The organism is Sphingobium phenoxybenzoativorans (genome assembly GCF_001757355.1).
Lineage (GTDB): Bacteria > Pseudomonadota > Alphaproteobacteria > Sphingomonadales > Sphingomonadaceae > Sphingobium > Sphingobium phenoxybenzoativorans.
Map to the genome: position 1 here is coordinate 1 of NZ_MINO01000018.1, position 12891 is coordinate 12891.

Consider the following 12891-nt stretch of genomic DNA (forward strand, 5'->3'; position numbering starts at 1 on the left):
TGATCGGTCTAAGGGATAAGTCGCATGCGAACCGATCTTGATCATCTTCCCCCGGCCAAGGTGCGTGAGCTTGAGCGTGTTGTGCAGATCCTGTTCGAGGAGTTTGGCGATGCGCTGGCGGGGGCGACCGGCCGCAAGCGGCTGGGACGTATCGGCAAGATCATTTTGTACGGCTCCTATGCGCGAGGCGGCTGGGTGGATGAGCCGCATACCGCCAAGGGCTATCAGTCGGACTTTGATCTGCTGATCATTGTGAGCGGCAAGGAGCTGACGGACCGGGTTGCCTATTGGGCGCGGGCCGAGGAGCGTCTGAACCGGGAGCGGGCGATCACGGGCACGCTGCGCACGCCAGTGAACTTCATCGTGCACAGTCTGCAGGAGGTGAATGACGGTCTGGCGCATGGGCGGTACTTTTTCATGGACGTGGCCCGTGACGGCATCGCCCTCTATCAGGCCAATGACAGTGAGCTCCACACCCCAAAGCCCAAGACACCCGATCAGGCCCTCGCTATGGCCAAAGAATATTTTGAAGAGTGGATGCCGAGCGGTGCGGGGCTGCTCGAAACAGCACGCTTTAGTCAGGAAAATGGACGCCTAAAAGATGCAGCCTTTCTGATGCATCAGGTGGCTGAGCGGCTCTATCACTGCGTGCTCCTCGTCTGCACCTTCTATACTCCGTTATGCCGCGCGCGGCATAAGGGGCTTTATGCCGAGCGTCATACTATGCCGAGTTGGCGCAGTATAGCGCCGTTTTCCGGCGCTTTTGAGCTAATCGGCTCGGCATAGTTTCCGGCCTATTCCAGGATCATAATGGGTCGTGTCCGGTCACATTGCGAACATGGCCGAGCATGGCGCGCAGCAGGATACGAACCTCCTCTGTCGTAAAACCAGCATCATTGGGTTGAGGGTCGTCAGCGAGCGAGCGGCGGTTCCATTTGCTGTAGGGTGAGAGGACATCCGCTAACCGCTTTATCTCGGCACCTGCGTAATCAAAGCCAGTGGCGTTGGCATAAGCAAGGGATCGAGCGACGTTCAGGCCGATATGGCGAGCGCACCAGACGTCTGAAAAGCCTACATCCAGGAGATGGGACGACAGGGCAAGCTGGGCGACGATGCCAGCATGATAGAGAAAATTATGCCAATCCTGCGGCGCTTCCGGCGCGAGGGAAGACATGAACTCTTCCGCGCGTCGATAGCGGGCACGGCTGAGATTACGCCCTTCGCGTGTCCGCAGGAGTTGCGTGGGCTCGGCGCGATGGGCTTTCCGAAGCCTGACGAGTACGGCGTTGCCGATGTCGGGTGCCGAAATAACCGGTCCAGTGCGTAAGGTCTGGCGCGACGGTGTCGGGACAAGGCTGTTCATATGTACCTCCGGTCCGCATCAATGCGTGGCGCGAGAGGTATGGGCCATGCGGAACGGCCCGAACTCCCGCACGCTAGGCGCGGGAGCCGCCGGAGCTGGTAACATGCCAGTGACATGCGCCGCCGCCTTTAACCCGAAGGTCTGGACATGCGCGACTGCACCCCGGAGACCAAGGGTGTCCGAGTTGCTTCACTGGCGGGATTACCAGTCCCGGCGCCGCCTTTTGCGCAGCGCGTCGGCAAGATAACAGAGGCGAGTCCGCCCGCCAAGCCGGGCATTGGCTTGTTCAGGCTAAAGCGCGTCCAGAAATGCGAGGAGCTGGTCCTGCGGTTTAAAGCGACCGACCTTCTGTCCATTATACGGCTCGATCCTGGCCAGCGCCGCTTCCTTGAGCGCGAGGTGCGCATGAAGGTAAACGCTCAGCGAGATACTGAGTGACGAGATCTTCCCGAATATCGGCGAGATCGCAGCCCGTGGCGCCTGAGGCTTAAATATCGATGACTGACGTTAAGGCTGAAACCGCATCGCTGAAGCCACGCGACATAGAGGTGAATATGTTCGCCGAACGGGCCACGCTTTAGACCGCGCAAGATCCGGCTGCTGTTCAAATATCCATCGGCGATCATCGTCATTCCTCCGCGCACATGGTGTGCGTGAGGAGGAAACTATGCCGAGCCGATTATCTCAAAAGCCCTGGAAAACGGCGCAATACTGCACCAACTCGGCATAGTATGACGCTCGGCATAAACACCTCATGTGCACAATCTCGCCTTTCTGCGGACGCAGGCGGAGCGGATTGATCGGCGGCTGGTCCATGTCTGGCCCTCGGACAATCGCAAGGAGCGGGCGATGTTCGAGAAACTGAAGGACGCTTATGTGAAGGCCCGCTACTCCAAACATTACCGCGTCAGTGAGGAGGAGCTCAGCTGGCTTGGTACCCAGGTCGAGGAACTGGGGCGCGTGGTGCATGCTGTGTGCAGAGAAAGGATCGCAACGCTGGAAGAGGCTGCCAGGTGATCGAGCCATGACGGTCAGAGCAGCATCGTCCGGTAGCCGCCGGCAGCATGTCACCTTACATAATTGACGTATAGAACCATCGCACTTTAAGCTGCGACACACTCGACAATTTGACACTGATTTTGAGCCTTCGACCAAATGCTCAGCACATGAGCTAATCGTGGGAGTTCGGGTTCAAAAAATTCGAGATCTCACAAAAGCTCATTTATCAACGCTTAGAGGCGATTTGGAGATCGGGGGTGGGACCACAAGATTGAAGGCTTATCTCGCGGGATACTCTAAAGCATTATTATATTGCAATATTTTTAAGAGCGAGTCTCTCCGATTAACGAGACTGTAGCGAGACTCTTTAGCCTTTGTGGCAGCATCAAAAATTCAAATTACATACGACAGATTTCGCGGCGCGAATCGCCCATTGCAAAGCTGATTTTTGTGTAAATTTGTTTAGCGTAAACTGCTCTCGAAAAGTCACAAAACACGCAAATCATTCCTCACGGACGATCGATCTACCTGATGAAAAAGAGGTCTGAATTTTTACAAGCATCACAAGAATCATTGGGAACATGAGGCGCCTCAGATACGCCGATTTTTGGCGAGAGATCCCGAGCCAACGAGCCTGAATGGGGCGGTCTATAAAGGACTGTCGAACCGCTGACTGCGTTGAACAAGCGGTCAATCCACAATTTCAGACTAAGAATTTCCAGAATGACATCTCTCAGCGAGCTTGCTCTCGACGCAAGATTTTTCCATGGAGGCGACCATGGAATCAAACAGCACACCTTCCCCTATAAAACTCATCACACCACGCCGATTTGGCGATGACCGAGGCTGGTTCTCCGAAACCTACAGTGAAAAAGGTTGGGCTGAAAAAGGCGTAAGATGTCGCTTTGTGCAAGATAACCACAGTTACTCCAGACCGGCGGGCACCGTTCGCGGCATCCACTTCCAAGCACCGCCCCACGCGCAGGACAAGCTGGTGCGGTGCGTGCGCGGCAGGATCATGGATTATGCCGTTGATCTGCGCAAAGGATCGCCCACCTATGGCCAGCACGTGGCGGCCGAATTGACGGCAGATAACGGGCATCAGCTTTTCGTGCCCGTCGGATTTGGCCATGCCTTTGTCACACTCGAACCCGATGCCGAAGTCGTCTATAAAGTATCCGACATATATGCACCGGATTGCGACGGTGGCGTCTTGTGGAACTGCCCGACGATCGGGATCAACTGGCCGCTCCCTGAGGGTGGGCCAACGCTATCACCAAAGGATATGGTGCTTCCGGCGCTTGCGGATTTCGACAGCCCCTTTACCTACGATGGTCAGCCCCTGCTGCCGCTATAAAGCGGAGAGCCATAGACGGAGACTAATGTGCGTATTTTGGTGACTGGAGGGGCCGGATTTATTGGATCGGCATTGATCCGTCATATCATCAATGACACGGATCACGAGGTGCTTAACCTCGACAAATTGACCTATGCGGGCGTTTTGACGTCACTGGCTTCCGTGGACCAATCTCCACGATATCGCTTCGTTCAGGGGGACATCTGCGACGGAGAACTGGTTGCGACACTGCTGAAAGAATTTCAGCCGGACATAGTTGCGCATCTGGCCGCGGAGAGCCACGTCGACCGGTCCATAGATGGGCCTGGCGAATTCATTCAGACCAATGTGGTCGGCACATTCACCCTGCTGAATCAGGCACTGGGATATTGGCGAGGCCTCCCTGCAGACAAGCAGGATATGTTCCGTTTCCATCATATCTCAACGGACGAAGTATTCGGCTCGCTTGGTGAAGAGGGTTATTTTACCGAGGAAACCGCATACGATCCACGTTCGCCCTATTCCGCTTCAAAGGCTTCCTCCGATCATCTCGTGCGTGCGTGGGGTCATACCTATGGCCTGCCCGTTCTGGTTACCAACTGTTCGAACAATTATGGCCCCTATCACTTCCCGGAAAAGCTGATCCCGCTCATCATTATCCGGGCGCTCAACGATGAACCGCTTCCCGTTTACGGCGATGGCAGCAATGTTCGCGATTGGCTGTTCGTCGAGGATCACGCGCGCGCCCTGCGCACGGTGTTCGAAACCGGCGAGCCAGGGCAGACCTATAATGTCGGCGGCAATTCCGAACGGCGTAATATTGACGTCGTGAACGCCATATGTGCGGCACTTGATGAGCAATTGCCACGTAAAGACGGCATATCCTATGCGACGCAGATCAGTTTCGTGGCAGACCGGCCCGGACATGATCATCGCTACGCGATCGATGCAACGAAGATCGCTACCGAATTGGGATGGAAGCCCGAAGAGACATTCGAGCACGGGATTGCCAAGACAGTGGCGTGGTATCTCGAAAATCGCGACTGGTGGGGCGCTATCCTCGCCGGGCGCTACAACACTGGCCGGCTCGGCCTCGCAAAGGCAAGTTGATGCTGGACATTCTGATTACGGGCGGTACCGGGCAGGTCGGTCATGAACTTGCGCGCCAGGATTGGGGACAGGACGTAACCCTGCACCTGCCTGATCGCACAGAGCTGGACATCAGTTCGACTGCGAGTGTCACATCCTATTTCAGCCAACGCACTTTCGCCGCCGTGATCAATCCCGCTGCTTATACAGCCGTTGACAAAGCGGAAGATGATAGCGCCGCAGCATTTCTATCCAACGCGCAGGGGCCGGCCAATCTTGCTGAGGCAACCCGCAAAGCAGGCATACCGCTGGTTCATGTTTCGACCGACTATGTATTTGCTGGTGACAAGACTGGTCCATATGATGAAACGGATTCGGTCGCCCCTCTTGGTATTTATGGAGCATCAAAACTCGCTGGAGAAATTGCGGTCCGCGCCGGCAATTCTCGTTCGGTAGTCATGCGAACGGCCTGGGTGTTAAGCGCCCATCGGGGAAACTTCCTCAAGACGATGTTGCGCGTTGCAACGGCCAATCCACAGCTCCGCGTAGTCGATGACCAGGTCGGCTGCCCGACGGCCGCGAGCGACATTGCCCAGGCGCTCAAGACAATCACATTGCGGATGATTGCGGACGAACATGCTCCGGCAGGCATCTATCATTTCGTCAATGCGGGTGAAGTGAGCTGGTGCGGACTCGCCCGGGAAATCTTCGCGATGAGCAAGGCTCGCGGAGGCCCGGACGCAGACGTCCTGGCGATCACAACCACTGAATACCCCACGCCAGCAAGACGGCCGGCAAATTCCCGCCTGGCTACGCAAAAAATTTCGGCGGACTATGGCATCAACCCGCGCCCCTGGGAAAGTGCCGTGTCTGAGATCATTACAGAATTGACCGCAACGGTTCCGCAAACGGCAGAGGTTTAGCAGCTCGTGAAAGGCATTATTCTCGCCGGCGGTTCGGGTACGCGGCTGCACCCCATGACGCTTGTCACATCCAAGCAACTGATGCCGGTCTACGACAAGCCGATGATCTATTATCCGCTGACAACGCTGATGCTGGCTGGCATCCGCGAGGTACTGATCATTTCCACTCCCAGAGACTTGCCCAGTTTCGAAGCGCTTTTGGGTGACGGCTCGCAATGGGGCATGGATATTCAATATGCCGTACAACCCAGCCCGGACGGGTTGGCGCAGGCGTATATAATCGGCGCGAATTTTGTCGGCGCCTCTAATTCTGCCCTGATTCTGGGCGATAATATCTTCTACGGTCATGGCGCCACCGAGCTTTTCACACGATCACTCGAACGGGCCAATGGCGCGACGGTATTCGCCTACCACGTTACCGATCCAGAGCGATATGGTGTGGTAGAGTTCGATTCAGGAATGCGGGCCTTAACGATAGAAGAAAAGCCGGTTGCGCCGCGCTCTAATTGGGCGGTCACTGGTTTGTATTTCTACGACAATCAGGTGGTCGATATCGCCCGGAACTTGAAGCCTTCACCGCGCGGTGAACTGGAAATCACGGACGTAAATCGCACCTATCTGGAAATGGGGCAACTGTCGGTCGAAATGATGGGCCGCGGCTATGCGTGGCTGGACACTGGCACTCCCGACAGCTTGATAGAAGCCGCCGAATTTGTCCGGACACTGGAGAAGCGACAAGGTTTCAAGATCGCCTGCCCGGAAGAAATTGCATTCGAACAGGGCTTTATCGATGCAGAGCAACTCGATCGGCTCGCCGTTGCCTTGGGCAAGAGCGCCTATGGCGTATATCTCAAGACCGTAGCGCTAAGACGCGACAGCTAAACCGTTTCGTTCGCTCGGAGATCAGCTCACGGCGCGGATAGGAGCAGGCGCGGATGCCTTTGGCTGATCCGGCCAGATGCCGCGCGTGTCATAGACAATCTTGTTAAGACGCTCGGCCACAGGCACCGATTTGAAGATGTCGTGATCGACAAGAACGATCAGGATATCGCAGCTTTCAAGCGCGTCATCCAAATCGATCAATTCTGCGCCCGTGCCAATAAATTCGGCGGGAATGTCCCTGATATGGGGTTCGACCAGCTTTACTCGGCGGCCATAGCGCTTTGCCAGGCGATGAGCGACCTTGATGGCCGGGCTTTCGCGAAAATCGTCAATGTTCGCCTTAAAGGCCAGTCCCAGGCAGGCAATTGTTGCACCCGGCAGTTCATCGATCACGTCAGAGGCATGAGAGACGACATAGTCGGTTTTCCCGTCATTCACCTCACGCGCCATACGGATCATGCGCGCATTTTCCGGGTCCGAGTGGACAATGAACCAGGGGTCAACCGCGATACAATGGCCGCCCACACCCGGACCAGGCTGGAGAATATTGACGCGCGGATGCCGGTTGGCGAGCCGGATGACTTCCCATACATCGATGCCCATGCCCTCCGCGATCACGGACAATTCGTTCGCGAAGGCGATGTTGACGTCCCGGAAGCTGTTTTCGATCAGCTTTACCATCTCCGCCGATCGCGAAGTGGTGGTGACACACTGTCCACGCACAAACTGACGGTAGAAACTCAGCGCCTTTCGCGCGCAACGCGGCGTTATGCCGCCAATACAGCGATCGTTGTCGATCAGTTCGACCAGGATACGGCCGGGCAGCACCCGTTCCGGACAATAGGCGATGGCGATGTCCGCCGCATTGGGGCTGGCAGCGCCGTCGCGCGGCATACGCAGGTCCGGCCGGAGCTGCGCGAACAGGTCGCGCATTGCTTCGGTCGTCCCGACAGGGGATGTCGATTCGAGAATGACTGTATCGCCAGCCTTCAGCACCGTCGAAACGGCGCGGGCGGCTTCCAGAACATAGCTGATGTCCGGCGCGCGATTTTCGGCAACTGGCGTCGGCACCGCGATGACGAAAACGTCGCTGGCCTCTACCTGTGTCGCAGCGCGCAGGTTGCCCCGGGCAACGACGCCCTGCACCAGTCCGTCCAGATCCACTTCCTCGATATGCACTCGTCCGCTGTTGACGGTCTCAACAACCCGCGCATTATTGTCGATTCCCAGCACGTTCATCCCCGATCGGGCGATCAGCGCGGCGGTCGGCAGGCCGATATAGCCAAGGCCGATGACGGAAACCTTCAATGAGACGTCTGCGGGCATAGGAAGAGAACCTCTAAGCAGTTGGCATCGCCGCGTCCGGCAACGACGTCATCCACTTGGACGAAAAGCATGAATATTCCGTAGCCTTAGCCCGACTTTTAGATAGCCGGGCTTTTTGTGGAGTGACCGCAGACTATCCCGATTCCAGCAGCCTACTATTTCATTGCCTACTATGACCGCCCTTACTCTTGCTCGATATATAGAAATGAGAAATCAGGACCCGGAACTATTGTATAATTTTCAGCATTTTGCGTATAAAATTTGACACTTATGGAGTCACCCTCTCGACAATCAAATGTAGCCCCTCCCTCTACCCATAAATAACTACAACAATATTCATCAATTTCTGCATCATATTTAGATATTTCTACATTATTTTTCATTATATAAAATGATATAAATTCACTACTTTTCGATTTAATCAAATTTATTCTACAAAATATAAAATATTTTCCGGATTTATTAGCAATAAATATTCCAGATTCTGAATTATAATCCACACTTTTCCGAGACAATTGCTTTTTGAATATTATTATTTCTCCTGAAGATATAACGTATTCAACGTCCACACAGGCATTTAATCTCGAATTATTTTTCCTAAATATTAAATTTCCTTTTCCAGCAGTGCTGGTGATTTCCCCCATCGATATTGCGAAACCGTCGCCATCCACTTCATAAATGTTGTTCGATCCGCTCTCTTCGAACACCGCATATTGCATTAGGTGGCCACCATTTGTCGTTCGGACATAGGTGCGATTATGCTCAGGCCTATACAGGGCGCTTGTTCCGTCCGTGCCTATGGCGGAGGCGTGGGCAAATCCTCCAAGCGCCCCCACCCCAGCCACCTTGGCGCGCACAACATTGTAAGAAACTGATTTCTTTGATGAATTTGATCCTCCAAAGACCACTCCATGTCCTGCCGTATCGTGGATAGTGGCAACAATATAATTGAAAGAGGCGCCATGGATGAGCTTGACGCCATACGCATAGCATCGCTTGGCGAACACCCGAACTTCTGTGTTATCGCCAAAGCAGTCGAACGCTTCGCCAACCGTATCGGCGACCACCCTCCCCTTTGCTCCGGAAAAGCCCTGGCTTTGAATGTTCACTCCGTCGCTCTGCTCTCCGTATCTGGCCCGAGCTCTTGGCCCGAGGCGTAGCTTCTTGACCTTCACATCAAATATCAGGCCAATGGAATTGGCCTGTTCCACCCTGTTACAATCTACGCCGAAGCCGGTTAGCTGCATCCAGGGAAGGATATCGCTATCCGGCGTACAATTGCGTGCGCTCCATTGGACAGAGCCATTCACATTTGAGTCCCAGCTCAGGAGTGGAAATTCCGCTTCACTGAAATTTTCGGCAATACCAATAATTGTCACGTCATGGGACGCGCGGACCGCAACCGGGCTACATACACGAATACCATCGCTACGCTGCATCAGGTGGCGAGCCTCAAGGCGAACCTTTTTTTTGCCTTCGATATATATTCCAACCTGGTTACCCGCGAATTCTCCACTATATTCAGCTTGATCGAATTTTCCGGCAGATGTCAGCATTAGGAGAGTTCCACCTCCTACGAACCCGCCATGACTAGGTGGCCTCAGTTGCGCGCCGTAAGCAAAAATCACACCCTTCTGAAGCCAGACAAGCCTACCCGTTGCCAGCGCGTCGCGAAGGGCAGAACTGTCATCCGATATGCCATCACCCCGTGCGCCAAACGGGGCATCACGGGGATCGATGACCGCCTCCCCCTCTCTCACAAACGCCGGCCAGTCACTGAAAGCCCAGCAGTAAAACTGATGCGGTCAATGTCTGGATCATAATCTTGCAAGCGCGCTGAATCGAGAGAACCAGGCAGAGAATTTTGACGGCACTGTAGCGCGTAGTTCGCAAGCGCATTCGGAGCCATTTTCTCTGGTGATCATGAGCCTATTTTCATCGCCTGGCTCCAATTCTCGTTCCAGCATAACCATGCTATCGGAAAAAGGCAGGCGGGTTTCGATAAGGCGCAACCAAAGCTTCGAATTAACGCCTCCGATATCGACAACCAGTTTACCCCCCCTAGGCTGTATGGGGACAATGATGTCATGCTCGCTTAACGACGCTATATGACGGCCATTTACCCGAACCTTCACCCCTAACGCTGCCAAGTTCGAACCCCTGGGGAACAGGCGCTTATCTTCCCGCGGCGACGGCATATCCGAGAGCAAGAGCCAGCAATCTCCAGCTTGGCGCATACGTTCCAGAGCTGAAGCGTCACTCTTACGCTTCATGCTGGGTTCCATCCGTACACTTGGTGTCCTCAGACGCCCGACGCCTAGATTGCGCATATTGAGCCTTGAGCTCTGCTTAGCGAGATCAAAATCCGATCTCGCGTCCTGACCCTGACCGGACAGCGCGGCAATTGCAGGCCAATCTTCCCACAGATTGTCGGACGGCGGTTGCTTACATAAAATTTTGAAATCAATCCGACGGTGATCATATAAAAAGGCATAACGAATGCGATTGCCGCGGTTTATGCCCGGAGCGTGGAGCAGCCGGTGATGGATGATGATTATGTCACCTCTCCTCCCAGGCAATTCAATAGGCTCGCGTTCTGTCCAGCGCCAGAAGAGGCGCTCATATTCTGGTGTCGCCACATGATCCAGTTTCGAACCCATTGCAGGATAAATGTCCCGATGGCTGCCAGGCCAGACAAGCAGCGCGCCCTCACCTGGGTCAACATCATTAAGATAACAAAGAGAAATCAACTGCGACGGATGCGCCTCTATATGGCCTTCCTTAAATTTTCTAATGGGAACATCCGCAGGGAGTGGGAAAATCGGGTAAAGTCCTCTGACCTTCACCGGTGCCAGATCATGCCCGATTAACGCCCGGGCTATCACGCCGCCAATCGCCTGCGAATCGAACGACGCCCTGATGGCAGGCAAGTCCGGCAGAACATCAGGTTGAAATTTCAGTGCGCCTCCGCGATGTAACAGCCCTGCATCATGACAGGAATCCTTTGCCTTGCCTGTCCATGTCGAAGGATCATTGTGCCTCCAGCCGATTGGAAATAATCGCGTCGTACACGCCACCAAGTCTGCGCAGACATCTGCGTGAACAAATCCGCTTACTTGCAAATAGCCATTTCGCGCAAAAAAAAGCAGTTGTTCCGACGAAAGCATAACGCAACCCGCTCCTTAAGCAGCGTTATTTGCCGAAACGTAGACCCATAGGCTAACTTTTCAAAGCCTGATCACGCACGGCTAGACTCACGCCGTCGAATGCGCCCAACTTCCTTTAAAAGGAGACGTCCCGGCTGGGGAAAATCGCACTCAATTGTTATTCAGAGTATTCTGAACCGACAGGACCGGATAAATCAAAGAAGCAACGATATTCACGAATTTTTGAAGATCTGCGAGCGGCGCGTTGGAAATGTAGACCACATCGCCGTTGTTTATTGGGAAGCTTTGAGCAGTGAATAGCGTGGCCGGGTTCTTCAGATCGACACGATAGATCACAGGAACTTTCCCATCAGCCGTTGTCTTAACCTTCGAGGGGTCAGGCAGGTCCAACGTAGCCAAATCCTCCAGGCGAAAAATGAACACACCCTTTGCATCAGCACGGGTATCCTGAAGACCACCAACGCGGCCCAGCGCCTGAGCGAGAGATATTCCTGTTCCTTCAAACGGAACCTCCGAATTTACGCCTCCCGTGGCGCCCAACGCTGTAAAACTGTATGGCTGAAAAAGAAGGGTGATTACGTCTTCCGACTGGAGACGGATATTCTGTCGCGGATCACGTATGACCGCTTCGAGCGACATGGATTGAACCTTGGAGTTTCGCGTAAGCTGTACGGTAGTCTTGCCGACAGGTTGCTTCACGCCACCTGCCCCCGCGATCGCGTCAAGCAGCCGTTCGCCCTTCGATGTGAGGGGAAGAAGTGTGCTGGTCGCAACGTCACCGACAATAGTCACATTAGCCGCGACGTTGCGGATGACTCTAACGACGACCTGCGGTTCATGAGCCTTACCGGCCAAGCGCGCCTCAATAGCCTTTTGAATCTCCTGCGGGGTTCGGCCGGCTGCAACGATGCTGCCGACAAACGGAATGGATATCCTTCCATCCGTATCCACCATCTGCTCTGGCAAGGACGTTCCGCGAGCCACCGATGCAGAGCTCTCAGAAAGGCGCAAATCCCCTCCCATGGACCCAAACAGCGCAGCCGGCGGAGCTTCCCATATCGCGACTTCGAGCACGTCGCCACGACCAACCTGCTGCCCAACCGGAATACCATCCCCAAAAATTTCGGAAAAAGTCGCCGACCGGTTCTTCGCCATGAGACGATGTGCCACGGCATCATTGACATCGACAATTTTTATATCCGTACCGGCAACCTGCCCATAGGCTTCAGCACTGTTTACCGCACGGGAAGATGGCCCCGCCGCCGTCATCATGGCGCACCCCGAAAGGCCTTGAAGACAAACGCCGCTCAAGACTACAGCGACCAAAGCACGGAGCCCGCGAGCCCGGACACCACTTACACAAATCAGCATTGAATCGCCTAGACTGAATGACATTAACCACGTTCCGCGCGATGCTTCTGGCACCATTGGGTTGTGTGATCAACACTAACGTCACGGATGCCGCCGCTCCGTCAATTATCCTTTCCATTGCTCTAAACATCTTGCCCTAGAGCTGTGATTATGCCTTGGCCTCACCACGCGATCGGGTATAAATGAGAGCTATCAGGAGAACCTGTCGCTGGGCAATTTTTGCAGACCGCCGCCCTCGCCAGTCCTTATCCACACCATTGGGTCCGCCAGCTACCACGATGAAAATGCGTTCCTCAGGGCTCAATTGGCGCCCGCTAATCCTTCGCTCCGCAGTATTTTGTCATGCCTTTCGACAAAACCCGATGCTGTTCGTACGAGCAATCGCTTGGCGAATTCGCGGGCTAAAAGTCCGATCCCGAAATACAATATCAGCCC

The 12891-nt window shown here is 54.5% G+C and carries 11 protein-coding genes and 1 pseudogene; 7 read left to right on the forward strand and 5 right to left on the reverse strand.

Translation table 11 applies throughout. The features are described 5' to 3' along the window. Nucleotides 1–24: 24 nt before the first annotated feature. Nucleotides 25–786, forward strand: coding sequence for a nucleotidyltransferase domain-containing protein (locus BHQ40_RS11065; RefSeq protein ID WP_253183328.1), 762 nt, complete (start codon nucleotides 25–27; stop codon nucleotides 784–786). Nucleotides 787–805: 19 nt separating this feature from the next. Here the strand turns inward: BHQ40_RS11065 and BHQ40_RS11070 are convergent, their stop codons facing one another. Then, nucleotides 806–1363 carry a hypothetical protein gene (locus BHQ40_RS11070; RefSeq protein WP_139139274.1) on the reverse strand — a complete coding sequence of 186 codons (558 nt, stop codon included), beginning with the start codon at nucleotides 1361–1363 and terminating at the stop codon, nucleotides 806–808. 147 nt (nucleotides 1364–1510) lie between these two features. Between BHQ40_RS11070 and BHQ40_RS26175 the strand changes: the two genes are divergently transcribed. The 6 genes and pseudogenes from BHQ40_RS26175 to rfbA all read left to right on the forward strand — a co-directional run bounded on the left by BHQ40_RS26175 (nucleotide 1511) and on the right by rfbA (nucleotide 6592). After that, on the forward strand, nucleotides 1511–1801 hold the full coding sequence (locus BHQ40_RS26175) for a hypothetical protein (protein ID WP_070155871.1): 291 nt from the start codon (nucleotides 1511–1513) through the stop codon (nucleotides 1799–1801). Between the two features lie 309 nt (nucleotides 1802–2110). After that, nucleotides 2111–2380 (forward strand): annotated as a pseudogene (locus BHQ40_RS11080) (HEPN domain-containing protein); the annotation flags it as partial. A 748-nt stretch (nucleotides 2381–3128) separates the two neighbouring features. Next, complete coding sequence (gene rfbC / locus BHQ40_RS11085) at nucleotides 3129–3719, forward strand: dTDP-4-dehydrorhamnose 3,5-epimerase (protein WP_253183329.1); 591 nt, start codon at nucleotides 3129–3131, stop codon at nucleotides 3717–3719. Between the two features lie 27 nt (nucleotides 3720–3746). Next, entirely contained in the window at nucleotides 3747–4808 is a 1062-nt protein-coding gene (rfbB, locus tag BHQ40_RS11090) for a dTDP-glucose 4,6-dehydratase (RefSeq protein ID WP_070155876.1), read from the forward strand. Beyond that, nucleotides 4808–5710 carry a dTDP-4-dehydrorhamnose reductase gene (gene rfbD / locus BHQ40_RS11095; RefSeq protein ID WP_070155877.1) on the forward strand — a complete coding sequence of 301 codons (903 nt, stop codon included), beginning with the start codon at nucleotides 4808–4810 and terminating at the stop codon, nucleotides 5708–5710. The genes rfbB and rfbD overlap by 1 nt, the downstream gene beginning before the upstream one ends. Nucleotides 5711–5716: 6 nt before the next feature. Further along, nucleotides 5717–6592: a glucose-1-phosphate thymidylyltransferase RfbA gene (gene rfbA / locus BHQ40_RS11100; RefSeq protein ID WP_070155879.1), complete on the forward strand. Its 876-nt coding sequence runs from the start codon at nucleotides 5717–5719 to the stop codon at nucleotides 6590–6592. Between the two features lie 21 nt (nucleotides 6593–6613). Here rfbA and wecC read toward each other — a convergent pair whose 3' ends face one another. From wecC to BHQ40_RS11115, 4 genes are all read right to left on the reverse strand, one after another. Next, nucleotides 6614–7918 carry a UDP-N-acetyl-D-mannosamine dehydrogenase gene (gene wecC, locus BHQ40_RS11105; RefSeq protein ID WP_070155882.1) on the reverse strand — a complete coding sequence of 435 codons (1305 nt, stop codon included), beginning with the start codon at nucleotides 7916–7918 and terminating at the stop codon, nucleotides 6614–6616. A 182-nt stretch (nucleotides 7919–8100) separates the two neighbouring features. Further along, entirely contained in the window at nucleotides 8101–9474 is a 1374-nt protein-coding gene (locus tag BHQ40_RS25690) for a hypothetical protein (RefSeq protein ID WP_139139275.1), read from the reverse strand. A 261-nt stretch (nucleotides 9475–9735) separates the two neighbouring features. Continuing rightward, nucleotides 9736–11085: a phytanoyl-CoA dioxygenase family protein gene (locus tag BHQ40_RS25070; RefSeq protein ID WP_083276858.1), complete on the reverse strand. Its 1350-nt coding sequence runs from the start codon at nucleotides 11083–11085 to the stop codon at nucleotides 9736–9738. A 150-nt stretch (nucleotides 11086–11235) separates the two neighbouring features. After that, nucleotides 11236–12357 (reverse strand): polysaccharide biosynthesis/export family protein, encoded by a 1122-nt coding sequence (locus BHQ40_RS11115; RefSeq protein ID WP_253183330.1) that lies wholly within the window; start codon nucleotides 12355–12357, stop codon nucleotides 11236–11238. Nucleotides 12358–12891: the final 534 nt, after the last annotated feature.